The 20,549-nt window shown below is 36.8% G+C and carries 16 protein-coding genes; 6 read left to right on the top strand and 10 right to left on the bottom strand.

Going from position 1 to position 20,549, the window contains the following annotated elements:
* Positions 1-2 precede the first annotated feature (2 nt).
* The 6 genes from MYP_RS25290 (at position 3) to MYP_RS17195 (ending at position 8,580) form a co-directional block, all read left to right on the top strand.
* Positions 3-2,672, top strand: a complete 2,670-nt coding sequence (locus tag MYP_RS25290; RefSeq protein WP_052430295.1) for a contractile injection system tape measure protein — start codon at positions 3-5, stop codon at positions 2,670-2,672.
* A 105-nt stretch (positions 2,673-2,777) separates the two neighbouring features.
* Positions 2,778-4,199 (top strand): ATP-binding protein, encoded by a 1,422-nt coding sequence (locus tag MYP_RS17175; protein ID WP_081990562.1) that lies wholly within the window; start codon positions 2,778-2,780, stop codon positions 4,197-4,199.
* A gap of 86 nt (positions 4,200-4,285) precedes the next feature.
* Complete coding sequence (locus tag MYP_RS25295; protein WP_052430296.1) at positions 4,286-4,684, top strand: hypothetical protein; 399 nt, start codon at positions 4,286-4,288, stop codon at positions 4,682-4,684.
* A 265-nt stretch (positions 4,685-4,949) separates the two neighbouring features.
* Positions 4,950-6,830, top strand: coding sequence for a PAS domain S-box protein (locus MYP_RS25300; protein WP_052430297.1), 1,881 nt, complete (start codon positions 4,950-4,952; stop codon positions 6,828-6,830).
* 316 nt (positions 6,831-7,146) lie between these two features.
* Positions 7,147-8,064, top strand: a complete 918-nt coding sequence (locus MYP_RS17190; RefSeq protein WP_231570066.1) for a glycoside hydrolase family 5 protein — start codon at positions 7,147-7,149, stop codon at positions 8,062-8,064.
* Positions 8,065-8,160: 96 nt separating this feature from the next.
* A complete protein-coding gene (locus tag MYP_RS17195) occupies positions 8,161-8,580 on the top strand; it encodes a c-type cytochrome (protein WP_081990563.1) in 420 nt (139 codons plus the stop codon).
* Positions 8,581-8,978: 398 nt separating this feature from the next.
* Here the strand turns inward: MYP_RS17195 and MYP_RS17200 are convergent, their stop codons facing one another.
* The 10 genes from MYP_RS17200 to MYP_RS17235 all read right to left on the bottom strand — a co-directional run bounded on the left by MYP_RS17200 (position 8,979) and on the right by MYP_RS17235 (position 20,491).
* Entirely contained in the window at positions 8,979-11,105 is a 2,127-nt protein-coding gene (locus MYP_RS17200; RefSeq protein WP_197060111.1) for a leucine-rich repeat domain-containing protein, read from the bottom strand.
* A gap of 902 nt (positions 11,106-12,007) precedes the next feature.
* Positions 12,008-12,913: a helix-turn-helix domain-containing protein gene (locus tag MYP_RS17205; RefSeq protein ID WP_045466037.1), complete on the bottom strand. Its 906-nt coding sequence runs from the start codon at positions 12,911-12,913 to the stop codon at positions 12,008-12,010.
* Positions 12,914-12,916: 3 nt separating this feature from the next.
* Positions 12,917-13,669 carry an alpha/beta fold hydrolase gene (locus MYP_RS17210; protein ID WP_052430299.1) on the bottom strand — a complete coding sequence of 251 codons (753 nt, stop codon included), beginning with the start codon at positions 13,667-13,669 and terminating at the stop codon, positions 12,917-12,919.
* Positions 13,670-13,960: 291 nt separating this feature from the next.
* Positions 13,961-14,110, bottom strand: a complete 150-nt coding sequence (locus MYP_RS26170; protein ID WP_156140698.1) for a hypothetical protein — start codon at positions 14,108-14,110, stop codon at positions 13,961-13,963.
* A gap of 226 nt (positions 14,111-14,336) precedes the next feature.
* Positions 14,337-15,263, bottom strand: coding sequence for a DUF6910 family protein (locus MYP_RS17215; RefSeq protein WP_045466040.1), 927 nt, complete (start codon positions 15,261-15,263; stop codon positions 14,337-14,339).
* A 153-nt stretch (positions 15,264-15,416) separates the two neighbouring features.
* Entirely contained in the window at positions 15,417-17,081 is a 1,665-nt protein-coding gene (locus MYP_RS17220; protein WP_052430300.1) for a right-handed parallel beta-helix repeat-containing protein, read from the bottom strand.
* A 198-nt stretch (positions 17,082-17,279) separates the two neighbouring features.
* Complete coding sequence (locus MYP_RS17225) at positions 17,280-17,951, bottom strand: hypothetical protein (protein WP_045466043.1); 672 nt, start codon at positions 17,949-17,951, stop codon at positions 17,280-17,282.
* A gap of 165 nt (positions 17,952-18,116) precedes the next feature.
* On the bottom strand, positions 18,117-18,287 hold the full coding sequence (locus MYP_RS26955) for a SymE family type I addiction module toxin (protein ID WP_197060112.1): 171 nt from the start codon (positions 18,285-18,287) through the stop codon (positions 18,117-18,119).
* 350 nt (positions 18,288-18,637) lie between these two features.
* On the bottom strand, positions 18,638-19,666 hold the full coding sequence (locus MYP_RS17230; protein WP_045466045.1) for a serine hydrolase domain-containing protein: 1,029 nt from the start codon (positions 19,664-19,666) through the stop codon (positions 18,638-18,640).
* Positions 19,667-19,996: 330 nt separating this feature from the next.
* The gene (locus MYP_RS17235; protein ID WP_156140699.1) at positions 19,997-20,491 is read right to left on the bottom strand and encodes a hypothetical protein; all 495 of its coding nucleotides are present in this window, start codon (positions 20,489-20,491) and stop codon (positions 19,997-19,999) included.
* Between the last annotated feature and the right edge of the window lie 58 nt (positions 20,492-20,549).

Below are 20,549 nucleotides of genomic sequence, written 5' to 3' on the forward strand. Positions count from 1 at the left end.
TAATGGCTGAAGATAAGCACTTTGTGCAGAAGTATGTCTTTGATGTTAATTATGATTCTGAAGAAAATGCTTTTAAATTTCAGACTCAGTTTGCGGATTTTATAAAAGAAAAAATAGTAGGGCTTACGGATGAGGTATTAAGTGAAGCTACTAAAGGGTATCTCCTAAGTACAGATAAATTAACGCTGGATTTAGGAGAAATTTCTTTTAATAATTATGAGAATGAAATATATGACAAAATAAAATCTCGACTTTCAGATAAGATCTCCTTACTCTTATCTGGCCAGTTTACTGGCAATCACCAGGAAAATGTCACTTTTTTATCTAAAGAGTTATCAGACCTTCAGGTATTAGATTTTTTTCTTCAGAATGGATTTTTGCCTTGGAATATACATCAGGAATATACTTCCTATTCTGTAAAAAAGTTATTGCTTGAACTGATTGAAAATAACCCTTCCACAATAAAAAAATATATAGAAAAGATTTCTTCCGATGAGGTTTTGGCAAGAAGACTTATTCGTCAGTTCGATGATGAAGTTTTATGGAAAATGGTTACTCTTTGGACTGGCGAACCTGTTTTTCTCAAGCGGTTTTATAAAGAAATTATTACTTTATACAAAAGAAAACCAATTATAAGAAATACATTTTCGGAATTCAGAGATCTTGTGTGGCCTTTTATTCTAAAGGAAGTAATCCTTGAGAAGAAGATGAATTTTGAGACTATTCAGTTTACAGAGGATTTAATGAATTTTGTTTCAGAGGAAACTACAACTGAATATCATAATGTAATACTCGCCTTTTATAACTCAATTGATGATGCTATCAATAATTCATTAAAACATGATGTTCCTGATTTAACAGAAAGTATAAAAGCTATTTTATTAAAGGATGACTTTTCAGATTTAGAACTAAAGAGAAAAATAAAGGAATCGAAAGACTTAGAAAAGGCTTTTAGAGCAAAGGAAAAGAAAGAAAATAAAGACGACGAAGATCCTTTTTTTTTAAACGATTCATTTGAAAATAGGAATAGAGAGGGTCAACAAAAGGAGGATGAATTTATCCTAACTAAGTTTTTATCTTTAAGAAACGAAATATTTGCTGTAGAAAAGGGCACTTTAAATGAAATTATAACAAGAGTAGAGAGGATTATAAAAGCGTTCAGTTTTTCAAATCCTGATTTCTTAAAGAAGAGTTTTGCGATTGCAGGGTGGACATTGGAAGAGCAGATAACCATTAAATTCCTGGATCTGTTTTCAGGAGAAGTGCGGAAGCAGATCATTTTACATATTCTTAAAAAAACTGAATCGGAATTTGAAAGAAGTGTAATTGATCAGGAAAAAAATCTGATTCAAAGGTTCTTTGAAATAGGCCATATTCCTGTTTTATATAATAAACCTTTTACCAGAAATTCAAAGACCTTTCAGACCATCCTTCTGAAAACAGCACAAAATAATACGGATTGGTTTAATGCAATTTTTAAACGTACTATTATAGAGAGTTCCGATAAAGATATAAAGATATCTTTACTAATGGAAATTTTTACAATGGATGTACTGAATAGTATTTTCAAATTGGCAGGACAGGAAGGGGAATTAAAGTTATTTACCGATCAATTGAAAGGGCAGTCAGGAGAACGAGGATTGGCAAAAGAAACTGTTAACAGAGTTGACAATCCTGATTCTGCTGCTTCTACATCAGGTACTAATGATGAAGTTTATTTTGCTTCAAGACTCTCAGAGATAAATTCTCCTGAAAGTGTAGTCTATCATTTAAATGTTTTATTAAAAAAATCATCTCCACAGTCAGGCAGGAACATCAAAACTCAAGACATCAAAAATGATGATAACTTTATAAATACAAGTGAGGTAAAGCTGAACACATTGATTCCTCTTTTCTTTGAGAAATATACATCAGTTGCTATTTCTTATTTTAAATCCTTGTCTGCAAGAGAACAAAAGGCTGTATTGAAGGCTTTGAAAGGAGAAAAGCTGGAAAGTGTAGAAGGTCTAATTAAAGGCCATGACAAAATCTTGGAGGAGCTTATTAAAGAAATAAGAAGTGAAAATAAGATCGTTGACAATACAGATCAAAAAGACGGCGCTAAGATTACAGAAGCAAAAGCAAAGGAACATAAAGAGCTTAAACTTGAGTACAGAAAATTGGAAAGTGGGGAGCCTATTTATATCAGTAATGCCGGATTGGTTTTGGTACATCCTTACCTTACCAGATTTTTTAAGATGCTAAACCTGACAGAAGGCAGGGTATTTAAAGATGAATATTCATCTCATAAAGCTGCTCACATATTGCAATATCTGGTGAATAAAAACACAAGTGCAGAAGAGCATGAATTAGTTTTGAATAAACTGATTTGCGGGATAGACCTCACTGCTCCTTTGATGCGGGATATAGAAATTACTCAGGAAGAAATAGAAATCTGTGAAGGTTTATTGGAAGGGGTTATCCAAAACTGGACTATCCTGAAGAAAACAAGTAATGATAATTTCCGGTCTTCTTTTCTGATGAGACAAGGAAGACTTGTTCTCGAATCGAAAGGATGGAAATTAAAAGTAGAAGAAAAAGCTTATGACATACTTGTTGAAAAACTTCCTTGGTCTATTGCTATGATTAAAATGCCATGGATGAATAATATCATATATGTGGAGTGGAAGTAATAGAATGCATAATTATTAAAATTTTAACTTAATTTTAATAATTAAGATTAGTAAGTGGATGTTGCTTAATCAACAATCCCTAAACAGATTGGAATTTAGCTTAAGATGGAAAAAGATTTCAATAAGACTCTGAATGCTCCCATAAATGAATTTACCGGAAAGGGCAAAGAGAAAATCGATTATGACCTGATAGGAAAGAATGGTGAAGTATTAAAAAGGGAACTGGAGTGGCTGAAATTTCTCATAAAAAAGAGGATCAGTTACTTTGATGATGATGAGATGAATTCATTGCCAATGGACCTGAATCCTCCGGTAATAGTTCATAAAGAAACGCCCTATGCAAAGTTTATTGAGAGGTATGAGCTTGATGCATATGGAAGGATATTACTCATCATGACCCTGGCGCCCGCTTATCATCCAGAGGTGTTTTCAGAACTTGTGGAAAGAGAACGAGGATTCAGGTTAAAGTATGACGAATTTGGAGGCATCGCGGAGAACTTTTGCTGTCAATTTCTCCCAACCTTAAAGACGTTGATTTATCTGATTGCAGGAAGTAACTCATCCCTTACAGGACAGCTTTATACACGCTTTATAGAAGAAAATATTCTGATTGAAGAGCAGATCATAATATTTAAAGAAATAGGTCCGGACAGCGACAGAGTAATCAATCTGGAGCTAAAACTCATCCCTGAATTTGTAGCACACCTAACCAGAAACAGAGAAACTCTTCCTGCTTTCAATAGTAATTTTCCTGCAAAATTAATCAAGTCCAGATATGAATGGGATGACCTTGTTGTTACTCATTTTACAAGAGAGAGACTGGAGTTGATTGTAGATTGGGTAAATTTTAAAGATAAGATATTTGAAAGACAAGGTCCGCAAGGGAAAGTGAAGGATGGATTTCCTGCTTTATTTTACGGTCCTCCCGGTACTGGCAAGACTATGGCTGCTTCTTTAATCGGCAAATTAACGAACAGACAGGTTTTCCAGATCGACTTGTCAATGGTTGTTTCCAAGTATATTGGGGAAACAGAGAAGAACTTAAGCCGCTTGTTTGATAAGGCAGAGAAGAAAGATTGGATATTGTTTTTTGATGAAGCAGATTCTTTATTTGGTAAAAGAGGCGTTGTAAAAGATGCCCATGATAAATACGCTAATCAGGAAATGTCTTATTTGCTTCAACGTATGGAACAGTTTACAGGTCTGACCATTCTGGCTACTAACTTTGATCAGAATCTGGATCCTGCAATGACAAGAAGGTTTCAGGCAAAGGTTTATTTCCCACGTCCTACAAAAGAAGAAAGATTGAATCTTTGGTATAAAAGCCTGTCAGAAGGCTATAGCTATGATCCCGATATATTAATGGAGAAAATAGCCGAACGCTTTGATGTCACCGGAGCCAATATAGCCAATATTTTAAAGTTGTGCTGTATCAGAGCCGAAAAGAGAGGAGATGGAATTATAATTGCCAAAGACTTGATAGAGGCATTGAGGATCGAATATTCAAAAGAAAACAAGACACTTTAATTAAATTCTGTTTTCTTCAGGAAATCGAATTGTTGTAACTCCGTCTTTGTTTTAAAAATAGATAATTTAAAACTTAGGGAGGATTTATGGATAATTTTAAAAAAGGACTTATCCTGATTGTCATCTTAATGTTTTCTGCCTTTTCCGGGTTTTCTCAGGATAAAAATACTGACAATGTAGAGATTACCTCATCCGGATATAGATCAGAAAATCAAATCAGCAAAGACAAAGACAACTGCTATTCAGATACTGAATCTCAATTTGACCGCACTAAACATAAAACCTTGAAAAATACCGGTGCTGGTGCTGCTGCCGGAGGAATTGTCGGTGGTATTTTAGGCCATGGAGGTGTGGGAGCAGCTGCTGGTGGAGCAGCAGGAGCTTATAGAGGCCATAAAAAATCTAAAAAAGATAAAAATGAATTTAATGAATTATATGCTTCTTGCCTGAGAGATAAGGGGTATACAGTTGAAGTAAAGGAATAAATATATTCTGATAATAGAGTCTTCCTGAACTGATTGTGAATACGATATATTTGTTCAGGAAGACCTTATTTTTTATTTATGGTTTTTATTACATTTTTTAATTACTCCCATTTTGAATGTAACTTTTTATCCATCAGTTTTTGACCTAGACTTTTAATTCTAATTGGAATTCTTTAAATGGAAAAATACCTTTTTTATTACATCATAGGAAACTGCCAGTGGCCTTTACGTAATAGGATGATGATTAATTACTTAATTTTTGCTTATGTCCTACAAAATTGTAAAGGGGAATTACCTAAAAAATCTTCACGAGCAAATTGAAAAACTTAGAAAAGATGTTGTCAGTGCTACAGATTTTATTAAAAATATAGAGAAAGGAGATCTGAATGCTGAATATACCGGTGATGCAGAAGATAAAAATAGTCTGATCCATGCATTATTGAGTATGAGAGAGCAAATGCAGCTCATTGCGGTACGTGAAGGTGAGAGAAACTGGGTAACAGAGGGGCTTGCAAAGTTTGCGGATATTTTAAGGACCAAGAATGAAAATATTAAAATATTAAGTGAAAATATCATATCTAATCTTGTTAACTACCTTAAAGCAAATCAGGGTAGCTTCTTTATTTTAAATGATGAAGATGAGAATGATAGGTTTCTGGAATTAATGGCCTGTTATGCCTATGACAGGAAAAAGTTTGCTCAAAAAAGGGTTGAGATAGGAGAAGGGCTCCTAGGACAGTCTTTTTTGGAAAAAGAAACGACCTATTTAACCCAAATACCTGAAAATTACCTTAATATAACTTCCGGATTAGGAGAAGCACTTCCCAGAGCTATCATCATTGTTCCTATCAAAGTCAATGATGTCGTTTATGGTATGCTTGAGATTGCTTCTTTTACAGAGTTTAAGGCCCATCATAAAGAGTTCTTGGAGAAGTTGGGTGAAAGTATAGCTTCCTCAATATCAAGTGTAAAAATCAGCGAAAGAACTCAAAAACTACTTCATGCATCACAGATAGCTTCCGAAGAGATGAAGTCGCAGGAAGAGGAGCTGAGGCAAAATATGGAAGAAATGCATGCTACCCAGGAAGAACTGGCAAGACATGCTGCGGAATCCAAAAGTTTATTGGCGGCTCTTGATTCTATAGCGGTAGTAGTTGAGTATAGTTTACAGGGAGATATTCTGAAAGTCAATGATAAAATGAGAGTTATTTCTGGTCTTCAAGAGGAGGAGTTGATCGGATTAAATTTATTCGATTTTTGTCAATCAGAGACAGAAAAGGTAGAAGCCAAGGCAATGTGGGAGGATATAATAAGAGGGAAATCAGTAACGAAGGTAGGAAAACACAAGAGTGATGGCGGATTTATCTGGTTACAGGAATATTACAGCCCGATCATTGACAGGAATGGTGATCTTATCAGAATTCTGGAAATTGCTATAGATATAAGTGAAACCAAGCGACAGGAGTTACTGCTATCTGAAAAAGCAGATGAAATGAGGGCGCAGGAAGAAGAGTTAAGGCAAAACATGGAGGAGATGCAAACTATCCAGGAAGAGCTTTCACTCAAAGAAGCAGAGTCTAAAAGTTTACTTTCAGCTATTGACAGCCTTGCTATTCTTACCGAATATGATATTGATGGAAACATGCTCAAAATCAATGATCAGATTGAAAAAATTATTGGTATTCCTGGAAATACTTTAGTCGGCCAGAATTATATGAGTTTTTGTGAAACGGAGGATGAGAAGGCTGAAGGTACTTTAATGTGGCAGAACCTAAAACAAGGACAATCTTATGTGAAAATAAGAAAAATGAAGCTTGAAAATAAATGTTTCTGGCTTCAGGAATTTTATAATCCTGTAATGGATCATGATGGAAGAATTCAAAAAGTTTATGGTATCATTATAGACATATCAGATTCTAAAAGACAGGAAGATGAATTAATTGAGAAGGCGGAACTAATGAAGGCTCAGGAGGAGGAATTAATGCAAAGTATGGAAGAAATGCAGTCTATTCAGGATGAACTCTCTCAAAAAGCAAAAGAAATGGAAGAGGCTCTGGAGCTTGAAAAGGAAAAAGCAAAGCAGGTTGAAAATGAATATAAGGCAAAAATTGCTGCACTGGAGCAAAAACTTTCCGGAAAAAAGTAACAGGAACCACCAGACTATGGAGCAAGCACAAATGGAGGTAACACATTTGTGCTTTTTTATTTTACTCAGTTTAAAGATGTTATTATTCAAATCCTGAAAAGGTTGAATATTAATTGTCTTTTTCCGTTACAAAATGTAATTCCTTTTAAAAAATGAGAAGGTTTTGATTATTTATAACATCCTATTTTTATAACTTAGATAAGGTAAACTTTATTAATTAAGAATTTAAATGCGATTAAAAAGAAAATTAGCTTTAATTGGTTGCGTTCTATCAATTTTGCTTTGTAATACAAGCATTTTTGCTCAGAGTAATATTGTGGAAAAATATGGACAGCTTTCTGTAAAAGGAAACTACATTGTCGGGCAATATGGAGACACAGTGCAATTGCGCGGAATGTCTCTTTTCTGGAGTCAGTGGATGAGCCAGTATTATAATCCTTATGTTGTGAAATTTCTTAAGGATAAATGGAAGTCCACTGTAATCAGGGCAGCGATGGGAGTAGAAATGGGAGGGTACGCGGATAGCAGGGCTTCGGAAAGAGAAAAGGTAATGACCATAGTGGACGCTGCTATCAGAAACGGTATTTATGTGATCATTGACTATCATAGCCATGAAGCGCATACCAGTCCGGATATGGCAAAGAAGTTTTTTGCGGATATGGCTAAGAAATATGGAAAGTATCCTAATGTACTGTATGAAATATACAATGAGCCTTTAAATTATGTAAGCTGGTCAAAAGATATTAAACCTTATGCTGAAAAGGTGATTGAGAGCATTCGTCAATATGATCCTGATAACATTATCATAATCGGTACCAGGCAATGGTCGCAGATGGTGAGTGAAGCGGCTGAAGATCCTGTTAAAGATACTAACTCTGTATATACTCTGCACTTCTATGCTGGCTCTCACAAGCAATGGCTGCGAGATGAAGCTAAAAAAGCAATGGATAAAGGGATTGCATTATTTGTAACAGAATTCGGTACTTGTCATGCCAGTGGTAACGGTAGCTATGATCCTGAAGAAACAAAAATCTGGTTTGATTTTATGGATAAATATAAAATCAGCTGGTGCAACTGGTCTATTGCTGACAAAGACGAAACAGCTTCTGCATTAAAGCCAGGTGGCTTTAGTGCAGGGGGGTGGGAAGATTCAGACCTGACACCTTCAGGTATCTTGATAAGAGATGAGATGATATTGAAGAATACACCAATTGTACCTTCTAAGAAAAAGTAACTTTTAAAACTTTTAAAGGTTTATAAGAATCTAAAGCGTAGTCTTATATATATTTGACTACGCTTTGTTGTTTTTAATGAAATTGAAATTAGAAATATGAAATTAACACTAATGATATTGTCTTCAGCCTTGATAGTTATTGGTGCAACAATTCCAGATCATATCAATCAGAATGATACTCAGCAGTCTGCTACGAGGGGGAAAAAGATATATGAAGAATATTGTCTTTCATGCCACCAGGCAGATGGGAGTGGTGTTCCCAGATTAAACCCTCCACTAAAGAAAACAAGTTATGTGCTGGGACCTCAGGATAAGTTGATCAAAATCCTGCTGAATGGGTTGGAGGAAGAAATTGAAATCAATGGAGAGTATTATTCTAATCCAATGCCAGCTTTCGGATCAGTTTTAAATGATCAACAGATTGCTGATGTGCTTACATACGTAAGGAGCAATTTTGGGAATAAGGCCAGTGCTGTGCCTGTTTCAAAGGTGAAGGAAGTGAGAGCGGCGAAATAGAGGATGGTTAACTTTGCCATTCTCTCATCCGTGGCCTGGAGCAGGAAATTGTCTGAACTGGGATTCGTGGGATTATAGGATAGACAGGATTATCTGCGAAGAGGATTCATTGGATGATGTGGAATTTTACTGTGGTTTCCTGAAAGGCCACGGAGCAGTTCTGTAAACCATATTAGGCGTGTTGGTCATCCTGAGCCCTGCGAAGGATCTGATAGTTACAAAAGGAATTTTCCATTTAAATCACCATTCTGCGAGAAAGCTTAATTTTATTTATTTTTAAAGATCTCATTCTTCGCAGGCTCAGAAGGAGGACAAAGGAAAGATTCTGGTAATTTGTCTATGGTCTGGGAACAGACAGCGGAAGCAGAAGTTATCTCTCCCTCGTCGCAGACTTGAACCTACTTTAAAACCTTAGTTGTATACAAATTTCCCCCGTTTTCGGTAATTACCACAAAGAGCAAGCCTTTTACCTTTGACATATCGATTTGCGTCAACGAATTTTCTATTCTTCGCTTTTCAATTAAATGACCGCCTAATGAATATATTTCACAAATATAATCCTTACTTGAAAAATCTTTTATTTCCGCAAAAACCTGATCGGCAGTTGAATTATACCAAACTTTTACATTCCTATTTTCAGCAATGTCAAAAGTACCGGTTATTTTTTCCTCATAGGTAGTTGAGGCAAGTTTAGGTAAGACGGAATATATGCCGTTATTGGTATTTTCATTGACCCCAGCGGTATTTGTCAATTTATAATTGGCATCAAAATAATCCTGTCCACGCAGAAATGCAGTATAGAAGGATTGTCCGGGGAATCCGCCATCGGTTGTTATATCTACAAGATACCATTTACCATCGACCTGAACATAATTCCAGGCATGATTTTCCCACGTATCGGTTACGGTATTGGTGTGTAGCCTTCCCGAAACATACAAGCAAGGTATTCCGGCCTTCTGGCAGAGCAGCAGAAACGCACGGGATAAACCTTCGCAAACAGCTTTTTGCTCTAAAAAAGCACCTTTTATATTACCCGAATATGCCGACGCAAGTCCACCATAATCTGTCCAATCAATCAAGCCGTCATGAAGCACCTTAAGTTTTTCGTGAGTTGACATTCCATCGGTAATATTGGCAATAATCTCATTACAGATTGTATCTATACGAACCAACTCGTTCAAATACGATTCAGGGGTGTGTACGGCCGCAATACGGCCGTAATACGTTCCCGTAACTTCATCCTGACGTGGAATGGAGTTTAAAATGTACATCTCGGGAACATCACGATAGATGCGTGTAAGCATATACATCAAAGAATTTAAGTCGGTCGTAAATCCCTGTCCTGCAAAATCAAAATCTACCCGATGATAAATAGAGCCGGCAGCTTTATTAGCATCAAAACGACAAAGTGTTTCCAGTATATAATCATACATTGCTTTATCTGTTTCTGAAAGTTCATTATATCCGTATCTATACACTTGTGAACCTGAAGGGACTATTGCAGCTATACTATCTTTTATTGGTTCTAAATCAACCTCATCGTCTTTGATAATTTGCGTGGCATATTTTGCCACACATCCGTAGGTTTCAGATTGTAATTCCAATACAAAATTGGTTTTGTTTTTTACCGTAGCCAGATTTTTGCATAAATCAAACGCCTTGTCGCCAATTGACAGTAGAGTACTCGGCAGCTGAACAAACGAAATACTTTCACAACCATAAAAAGCCATTTTGCCTATAGTCTGCAAACCTTCGTTCAATAGCAGATATGTTAAATTGGGGCAATCAGCAAATGCAGTTGCTTCTATTGTTGTTACCGAAGCCGGGATATTTACAAGCATAAGTTCGGAACATTTTCCAAACGCCTGAACCCCAATAGTAGTAAGTTTCCCAGTATTAGAGAAATTTATTTCCGTAAGTGCCGTACACGAATTAAATGCGCCGTCGGCAATGGTGGTCACATTATCCGGAATGGTCACGCTTGTGATACCCGAACAATATTGAAAGGCGGAACTTGGTATGGTTGTTATTCCACTATTCAACTCCACATCTCCCTGCACATTCCGTGGCACATAGAAAAGTGAAACGGGATTCTTTTTATATAGAATCCCGTTTTCACTAAAGAACACGATGTTATTTTCTTCTACTTGAATGGAAGACAAACTATTACATAACGAAAATGCACCACTTCCAATAGCTACCACTGATGACGGTAGAGTTAGAGTATTCAGTAATTTACTACCGGCAAATGCATCATTACCAATTGCCGTTATCGAATAGGTAAGATTGTTATAGGTTATGGTTGATGGTATACGTACATTACCTTTGTATAACTCCTCTGCTGTAAAATACATCCAACCGTCAGTTCCATTATTGCCGTATCCACGACAGGTAACTTCGACTGTATTTGCATTTGTTATATTATAGTAAACACCATCAACAAGTATTTCAGCTGTAGCAGAATACATGAATAAAAGGAAGATAAGAGAAACGGATAGTTTTTCTAAGTACAAATTTCTTTTCATAATTCTTTCAAATAAAGACATATTAAAATGGCTCCAGGTGCAATACTCTCTCTTTCTTGAATCTGTATAATTTTAAGATTATTTATTCTGGGGCAGAACTACTTCCGTTGGCTTAGTATTTTACGAATTATAGCAAATAAGGATTTTGTGAGGTGGATTTGCTATGTAATATTAGTTGTATTATTTAAAGATATTTTCTTTTTGTTTACAAGTCTTTTAGATTGAATAGAAGATAATATACCAGACAGACATAGGACTCTATATTATTTGAAGTCATGCTTACTCACGTGCTAAACTGCTCGCGTTTTTTGATCAATTTGTGTGCATTAGGTAAAAACAGATTGGCTATTAATGCTTTCCGGATTGGTGTTATAATACCCTCTTTGCTGTCCGGAAAAAATAACTCAACTCAAAATTTTGTTTTAATTGCTTGAAAAGTACCTTCATATTCCGCCTGCATTTGTCTAACTAGGTAATATTGTCTGAACTGGGATTCATGGGATTAAGGGATAGACAGGATTATCTACGAAGAGGATTTATGGGATGATGTGGATTCTACTGTGGTTTCCTGCCAGGGTTACTCTATAATGAGGACTCTTGTAAAAACTCCATAATGGTCAGCTAACTTTTGTTTTAACTCATTATGAGGAAGGGTTTTGCTGGAAGGGTAATTATGGCCTGTCAGGGGAGGCCATGGAGCAGGGGAAAGGGGCAACAGTTTGAGCAACAGCAAGAGATAAAAGTAATCCAGTAACGGCGCACAAAGGCAATATTGTCTGAACTGGAATTCATGGGATTAAGAGATAGACAGGATTATCTATGAATGTAACCAGAGAAAGTAATAAAAGTAAATCAGTAAGCTTATCCTCTCCTGAAAGGCCACGGATGCGAGCTTTTATATGTCAGTTAAACGACTGCCTGAATTCCAATGGCGAAAGGTTTGTTTTTGTTTTGAATAATTTGCTGAATGATTGTATATGTTCAAATCCTAATTGATAGGAAATTTCACTAATCGTCAAATTGGTGGTAGTTAGTTTTTCCTTTGCCTTTTCAAGTAATTTATCGTGAATATGCTGCTGTGTGCTTTGCCCTGTCAATATGCGTAACAGATTACTCAGATACTTTGGGGAAACATTTAATTGTTCTGCAACATATTGAACCGTTGGCAAGCCCTTATTTACTATATCATCGCTATAGAAATAATTTGTAAGTAACTCTTCTAACCGATCTAAAATTTGATGATTCGTTTTGTTGCGTGTAACAAATTGACGTTGATAAAAACGATCTGTATAAGTTAGCAGTAGTTCCAGCTGGGCAACAATTACAGACTGACTGAAATTATCTATGTTCGTTTGATATTCCTGAGCTATACTTTGCAGGATGCTGACAATGGTTGTTTCTTCTTTATCAGAAAGAAACAATGCTTCATTTACAGAATAATCAAAAAACTCGTATTGCTTGATTGTCTTCGCAAGTACTGTATTCCAAATGAAATCAGGATGAACGAGCAGCAACAACCCTGACCGATTGACCATTTCCTGCACATCCACTTCAAATACTTGTCCCGGGGACATTAAGAACAAAACACCTTCATCAAAATCACATTGTTGTTGTCCATATTTCATTTTGCCTTTAAAATTTTTATCAAGTAAAATTGCGTAAAAATCGAATACCAAACTAACCTGAGATAAGCAAGGCAATTGAATGGTATCATAATTGATCAAACTGATTAATGGGTGTTCGGGAGCAGGCAGCCTCATTACTTTATGGTATTGGCTAATGGTTTCTATTCTTTTAGGTGTTGCCATATCTTAGTGCTCCTTTAAAACTTGTTCTAATTTTTTTACTAAATTTCCCGGCTGTTCACGCATTGAATAATGCCCACCTTCAAAGGGATAAATTTTCCAGTTCCTTTCTTTTGCTTTGTTTAATCCCATGGCGTTATAAGCACTTTCGCTTTTACCGTCTTTTGTCATTTGGATAAAGGACGTTGGAATATTCTTGACTAATGGATTACTTATTTTTAATGGCTCCGTATACGTTTTTAAAGGTTGCGGAACATCCGTAGGATACGTTGATTTATTTGTGCCAAAGGGATATAACACCATGCTGTCTTTTATAAACGGGATAAAATGATTCCATAGTACACCACAAACATCTTTGGCACTTTCACCATCATTGGGGACCATTGCATCCAGATAAATAAGTTGGCTGATACGTTCCGGTATTTGTTCTGCTACACCGGAAATAACCATACCACCGAAGCTATGTCCGACCAATATAACATTATGAAGGTTTTCAAACTTTATGACATTTACAATATCTGTGATGTATGTGGTAAGGTTGATATTGGCATTGGATAAATGCACTCGTTCACCAAGTCCTGTAAGGGTAGGGCGGTAAACTACATCGCCTTTTGTTCTATAGATGGAATCTACTTTCGCATAGTCCCAGCCGCCATCCCAGGCTCCGTGGACAAATAACAGTGTCCTTGGTGAATGCTTTTGCCCAAAACTCGCAGTCGATAAAATGATACTGGCTAAAAGGAAAATAATTGCTTTCATGCTTTTCTGTTTTAGAAGTTAATGATTGTTTTTTACAAGAGCAAAATTGTAAAGAACACCTCAAACAGATTTAGCCTGATTACATTTTGTTTAAGTCGAAAAGGAGTGGGGAGTATTTATGCAGTCGAGGTAGAATTATGGGGGCAGTCTTGGAGGATAGCTAGCTGCTCCATGTCACCATGACAGATCATGGAGCAAGAGGGAGGGAGAGGTTTTTATTTTAATTTATTTTCCTTTGCCACGCTCAGCCTTTTCTTCGGTTGTTATGTTCCTGTACTAAAGCTACTAACTTTACTTTTTCTTCACAATATTCAGAAAAGCAAAGAAACGATGCTTCGGTTCGAAATTCAATTCCCCGCTTCTGGTCAGTCGTACGTTGTAACCATAACCTACACCTGCAATACCACTAACGTGAATGAAGGCCTCTGGAACGAGGTACAATGAGTGACTCTTAAAATTTGAATAAACAGCGGCATTGCATCGAGCTCAAATGCCAAAAGGACCTGTAGCAAAATAATATTCCAGTCCAGTTTTCGGGGCAACATACAATTTATTATCTGCTGCATTATAGTTCAGTTCCGCGCTCACCGACTTAGCAAAAATATGGTTACCCACCGAAAACAATGATTTCATAACAGACATATGATTTATCAACAAATAAATATCCTTATGGAAGATTCAAAACTACCGTGTACAATCGTGCACCCAGCTTTCCATCGTCAGCAAGGAGTCGCATTGTAAGAGCATTGTTATTTATACTTTCGAATGCAATGCTTTCGATCCGCTTATAAGCAAATGCTGGTGCTAGATCAGGTAAAGGGAATATCTTATCGGCCTTCCATTGCAGATCGTTTATCTTAGAATCAAAATCACTGATCCACCCGATAAAAGATTCCGTCTCCAGTCCTGATACCTTTCTTATGGCAGTAAATAATAACAATTTCTTTTGCGGTACATAAGTAAACCCGGTAATAGCAAGCGCATCTGTACCCTCGTATAAAGGAAACTTTCGGATGCGTATATCTGAGATATTCGGCCCTAGCAGGTCCTGCTGTTTATAAAAATCAACCCCAGTAAGAATAATGTAATTGTCCTTGTGAGCCCCATAAGCGGGAGCATTGGCGAGTACCAGTATCTTGCCTGCCGAAGTGGCAGCCTGAATATTCAGCTTCCGGAACTGCCCCTTGCTGTTGCGGAGTACCTTCTTGAAAAATTTCCTGGTGCTGATAATTTCCTTTCCTTTGGTAAGATCATCAAGATCTCTTACAATAGCCTTGCGATGTGAACCACTTTTTCCCGAGCCAAGCAGAATAATCTTTCTCCCCCCGTTCATTCCCTCGATTCTAGCTGTCGCCGAAGCAGTAATGTTAAATTTTCTTTTGGTATCCAGCTTATATACATTCCATCCGTTAGGCTCCTCTTTGCCGAGTATGGCCGGTTTGTCGAATACTACATAAGCAGTATTGGTTGATACCTCCACCGTATAAGGATATAAACTGCGGTGGCCAATTCGGGTGTCATTTTTAATTTGTAGCGTCTGCGCTGAAGCCTTCGTCAGCAATAAATTAAAAGCCAGAAAAAGTGATTTGTACATATAAGCAAAGTGTTAAAAGGTACTTGTTTTATTTTTCCTTTTTGTCATCCGTTTAGAAGCAATAAAGTGTCCTGAGGGTTACTGTAGCTAACGTTCAGTGTATGAACCGTATGGTTTATGACATATTGTTACCCTGCGTTATTATTAATGACACTATTGAAAAAACACTTTCTTAACCGAAATACCAGTACTTGTCGCTACCCTTACAAAGTACAATCCTTTAGCTTCTATACTAAAATGGATAGAAGTATTTGTACCATCAACATCTTTTGTTTTAATTATTTGTCCATTAACATTTGTTATTACTACATTTTCTATATTTTTTCCTTCAATAGTAAGCATACCATTTGTTGAAATTAAATTCCACTCCGGTTGTAACACTTTTTTATGTGTTTCAGTGATTATGCCTGAATATTCAAACGCACCCAAGTCGGGTGCATTCCCGGCAAAGGGCAACCCGATATCCTCCCCTTTGTCAATTGCGCGGCTCGCTGCCGTCAGCTTCAAAAAATCTACATCGGGCAAACTGCCGTCAGCCATACGCGGGCCTAACGCCCCCGCTATCATCGAGAGGTCTACACCCGTAATAGTCATGCTCGGGTCATCGACACTCAAGAAATCCGATTCAGTCAAATCCAAATTCAAGTTCCAGGTATTGTTTTCGCCACTGGCGTTTTCGCCACCGATACGAGAAAGCTTGTTCGGGTAGGCAATGTTGTTTTTCAACACATGGACATTGTCGCCCGTCAACACGGCGACTGGGGCTGTTTCTCTACCCTGAGAATCATAGGTTGTAGACGCCATATTAAAGGAACGATCTCCATTATTGTAGGAGGTATTGTTTAACCATTTGCTACCAACGCTGGTATAGTTTGCATAAAAACCTGAGGCCGTATTTTTCCAAGCGACGCAATACTTGATGGCATGGCGCCCCTTGCCTGTCTTGCTTTCCCCCATCTTAAAGCCGTAGCCGTTTCCGCTTGGCGGCGTTTGGGTTCCATAATCGCTGTAGCCATTTCCCATGGCATAACTGTTCTCCACAACTACGGGAAATTCCTGGTTAATAAAATCAAAACCATCATCGCTGTTCCACCAGGCACGACATCCATAGAACTTGGTGGTATCACCACTCTCTTGGTAATGCACGCCAAAACCGTCGGCATTTTCACCATCGCCCTGGCGACCATAAGGGTCATAGTTGTCATGGGCGTCGCAGTTCAAAAAGTAATGACCGCCGCCGTTAGCACGTCCGTCGTTGACGAAGAATCCTGGACCACTGTTGTGGTGACTATCAATTTGTTCCAGGAAGATATGCTTGCTATAAAGAATATAAATACCAGAATTTGAATTATGCTTCATGGGAACGCCCCGAACCTCGAACCCTTTCAGGTGCAGGTATTTTGCTTCGACCACGATTGGCGAGGTGTACTGTACACTTTCGATTGTACCATCGTAATGGTCGTAACCCTCCCCAACCAAGAGGTTTGTTCCGTCAAAAATCGGCCGTTCTCCAGGATACGCAAGGTAATGGATGCGCTTGTCATCGCTTTCGCCACTCGCAGTCAAGTGAATGCCCGCCGATATGTTGTAAGTCTTGACATAAATCGTATCGCGGAGGTTATAGACGCCGCCACGAATCCATACGGTATCGCCCGCATTCACGGCAGCGTTTGCCTTATTGAGTGTCGCGAAGGGCTTTTCCTTTGAGCCCACATTGCCGTCATTGCCGTTAACATCCACATAATAGACATTGGTTTGTGCAAACAATCCAGCCGTTCCAACCAACAATGCACTTAATACGGAATAAAATATCTTCATCTAATTTAAAATTACAGTTTATACTATTTCTACTTTAACAGATTTATTGTTTTGCAGGGTAACGATATGGGTATAAGCAGGCGGGTGTTTGCCTCACAGTTTCGTATTCGCCGTGTTTTAAGTTTGCTTATTGAGTTACTTTTTCTACTCCTACCATCCGCCCGCTTGCTTATACCTAATGTTATAGGTAGTATCATGTTATTCTATTTCGAACGGAATATTCTCACTGTTGATAAATTCTTTTACTTCCTTTTTAGTCATTCCTTCAATTATGCTTTTTGGTATGACCACCCCCATTGGATGTCCAAAATTTAAATATTCTACTTTATAAATTCTTCCTAATTTATCAATTACAATATCTCCTGAATCCCATTCATATCCAGTAAGATCACTGTCTCCTAATAATCTATTTGCATTTTCAATTAACAAATAACCAGAAGGAAGTTTTGGATTAATGATAAGTATAGGAAAAACTGGAGCTGGAGTTTTTATTGTTATTCGCCAACTTTCCAAGTACTTATTATGAGTCTTTACTAATTTATTAAAATCCCTCTTGCTGTAAATACCTAAAAGATCCTCAAACAATTCTAATTGTATTTCTTCGTATTTACTTAAATCTTGTTCTTTTAGATCAATAGAAATCTTTTCTAATCCAGTGATAGGAGACTTTAAAATATCGAAAGGAACTTTTCTTTTAATAATACCTTCTTTTAGTTCAATCCACCAATAGGCAACTCTTTTTAACCTTTGAACTAAGTAATAATTTTCTAACTGCCCAGAAAGGAAGCTTTGCAACCAATTTCTTTCATAAGTAATTGGTTGCCGTACATTAACCGCATTATTTGAAATCTGTAGTACCAAGTTTTTCAATATTACCTATAACTTGTTTATATCCGCACTCAGGGACGTATATCATTCCAAATTAATAGGATATACGCACCTTTCCAAAAAGGGTAAATAAAAGATCAATTGCTAGGTTCCGGGATTTATAAAAAACAGAGCCGTTAACCCTAATGGCTAACTGCTCTGATCTTTTTATTCAGTAGGTTGAATGATGAGCAGATTCGGCAAGGATATTACCGTGACTCTTGATCCCAGTTCAAAACCGAGGCTCTGTAACCAGCCACCACACAGTTTGATTTCCGGAACGTCTTTCTGATTGTACTTGTTAAATCTTGTCTTTGGTAGGATTTTCAGGCTACGCACATTGGGCTTCCTGAGTGTTTTTCGTTTGTCGTTTCGAATGACTTATTTGTTTTAAAAAGTTGTCTGGCGGTGCTGCGAAACGACAAACAAGGTTTGTAGATACGGGACTTGCACCCGTTCTTGGTATTCCTTTATAAACCGATTACAGAAAATATTTTGGTTAAGCTGTGATTGAAAGATTCCGTCCTGAGGAGACATAGGCCGGGGTGCAGATATGAAAGTTTTGAGGAGTATTATCAAAATGTAAGTTCCATATTTAACGAACCGCTATATATATGATCTGGTATGAGAGGCGCACCTCACCTGAGAAGTCAGGCGAGGCCGTCTACTCGATTAGCAGCAGTGCGTACCTATTTATATTTTTTTGTTTCCATAACAAGTTTTAATAAAAACCTTATTGGCATAGCAGGATTTGCCATTTGGTTAAGGTCGCCGACAAAATGCAGATCTTTGTGCGGATAAAAAAAAGCAAATGAACCTGTAGAACCAGAGTGTCCAAGCAATTCGCCTTTGCCTATAAACATTGTCATAAGTCCACCTACGTTGAATTTCATATAACCACCACCGTATGAAATTGGACCTTTTGAGAATTGTAGTTTATGATAAATGGAAAGCTCATTAAAAAGTTTTTTGTCAAATAATTTTCCACTCCAAAATGATTTGCTAAAAATCATTAAGTCTTTCGGTGTCGTGATGCAACCACCACTTGCACCACACGATGAAATTAATTTTGGTCGTTCTATTTTTTGGTTTTTATAATAAATATGTGGTACAAAATCATTTTCATTTGTTGGTAAATAAGTATTATTCATTTTCAATTGTCCAAAAACAAATTGCTTGTAAACTTCTGCCAAAGGTAGCTCTGTGACCTTTTCTATGATTTTTCCCAATAAATCAAAGTTAATATTCGAGTAGTATGCCTTTCTTCCATTGGGTGCAAAATGAGGCTTTAACTTCTTTGTGTTTGTAACTATTTCATCAAAAGTTAATTCTATATCTTTTTCTAAAAATGTTTTCAATGTTTTCGAATTGTTAGAACTCTCAAACTCGTCAGGCAAACCACTTGTTTGAAAAAGTAAATTGGATATTGTCAAGTCAGATGAATAATCACGACCTTTGAAAATGTGAAGTTTGTTTAATATTTCTTTGTCAAAATAATTGCTGATTTTATCACTTAACGACAATTTTCCTAGTTCATAAAGTTTCAAAATGCAAGCGGTAGTAAACATTTTTGTTATACTTGCTGCTATCATAGGCGAATTAATATCTCTGCCACCATAACCATAATTTTCGGAAAAATCCCCCAGCGAGTTTTCTATATACAAAACCGCTTCGTGTATTTTGGGTGATGAAATCGTTTTATTAAATACTTTTTCCATTTTATATTATATCGTATTTTTTGTCGGGTTTGTGCTACTACTTACCAGGTGTGTATATCATTCCAAATTAATTGGATATACCAACCTTTCCAAAAAGGTATTAAAAATATAAGATCAATTATCAAATGGCTGTTCTTATGGATTACTAACAAATTTGGATAAACTCCCCTGATTATATGGGGTTTATTGATGCCTCGCTCTAAGCGAAGGCATCAATCTCCAGGTTCCGGGATTTATAAAAGATCTGAGCCGTTAACCTAATGGCTAACGGCTCAGATCTTTTTATTCGGTAGGCTTTATGATGAGCAGATTCGGCAATCCTTTACCGACTCAATTGGGCGAAGTCTTCATTATGTCATTATAGAATCTTATGACTTCATTTAACATTTCTATTTTAAATTTATATAAATTTTTTAGTTTCTGATCCTTTGTGTTGTTCCAAAAATAATATTGAGCAAAGTCTTTTTTAATGGCTTCTTCATCATATTTAAATTGTGGGTCATCTTGAGGATCCAATCCCATAAATATTCGCCTGCCATTTCTTGGTTTATTTATTACAGTAGAAATTCTATTAAGATAAGCTTTTATTGCATATGCTTTTCCATTCCTAGTTCCATCATTAGAAATCAAAAGCTTATATAATTCATCACCTGTCTTTTCCTGGATTTCAGCCTCCAATTCAGAAATAACTTGTAATAAAAACTGCTTATATTTTATCACTTCTTTAATTGAATCTCCATTAATTCCAGCATTTAAGATTTGATTTTCAATTTGGGTCTGGCCTTCCAAGGAATCAGCAGTACTTTTCAAAGTGAGTATTTCCATATCTTCTTCAGTCTTTTTTAAACTGCAAGAAACAAGGATTGATAAAAAAAGGATAAAT

The sequence above is a fragment of the Sporocytophaga myxococcoides genome (assembly GCF_000775915.1).
In the GTDB taxonomy this organism is placed as follows: domain Bacteria; phylum Bacteroidota; class Bacteroidia; order Cytophagales; family Cytophagaceae; genus Sporocytophaga; species Sporocytophaga myxococcoides_A.

Coding starts and splice junctions, on each gene's coding strand:
- MYP_RS25290 (WP_052430295.1), top strand. CDS start 3: ATGGCTGAAGATAAGCACTTTGTGCAGAAGTATGTCTTTGATGTTAAT.
- MYP_RS17175 (WP_081990562.1), top strand. CDS start 2,778: ATGGAAAAAGATTTCAATAAGACTCTGAATGCTCCCATAAATGAATTT.
- MYP_RS25295 (WP_052430296.1), top strand. CDS start 4,286: ATGGATAATTTTAAAAAAGGACTTATCCTGATTGTCATCTTAATGTTT.
- MYP_RS25300 (WP_052430297.1), top strand. CDS start 4,950: ATGTCCTACAAAATTGTAAAGGGGAATTACCTAAAAAATCTTCACGAG.
- MYP_RS17195 (WP_081990563.1), top strand. CDS start 8,161: ATGAAATTAACACTAATGATATTGTCTTCAGCCTTGATAGTTATTGGT.
- MYP_RS17200 (WP_197060111.1), bottom strand. CDS start 11,105: ATGAAAAGAAATTTGTACTTAGAAAAACTATCCGTTTCTCTTATCTTC.
- MYP_RS17205 (WP_045466037.1), bottom strand. CDS start 12,913: ATGGCAACACCTAAAAGAATAGAAACCATTAGCCAATACCATAAAGTA.
- MYP_RS17210 (WP_052430299.1), bottom strand. CDS start 13,669: ATGAAAGCAATTATTTTCCTTTTAGCCAGTATCATTTTATCGACTGCG.
- MYP_RS17215 (WP_045466040.1), bottom strand. CDS start 15,263: ATGTACAAATCACTTTTTCTGGCTTTTAATTTATTGCTGACGAAGGCT.
- MYP_RS17220 (WP_052430300.1), bottom strand. CDS start 17,081: ATGAAGATATTTTATTCCGTATTAAGTGCATTGTTGGTTGGAACGGCT.
- MYP_RS17230 (WP_045466045.1), bottom strand. CDS start 19,666: ATGGAAAAAGTATTTAATAAAACGATTTCATCACCCAAAATACACGAA.
- MYP_RS17235 (WP_156140699.1), bottom strand. CDS start 20,491: ATGGAAATACTCACTTTGAAAAGTACTGCTGATTCCTTGGAAGGCCAG.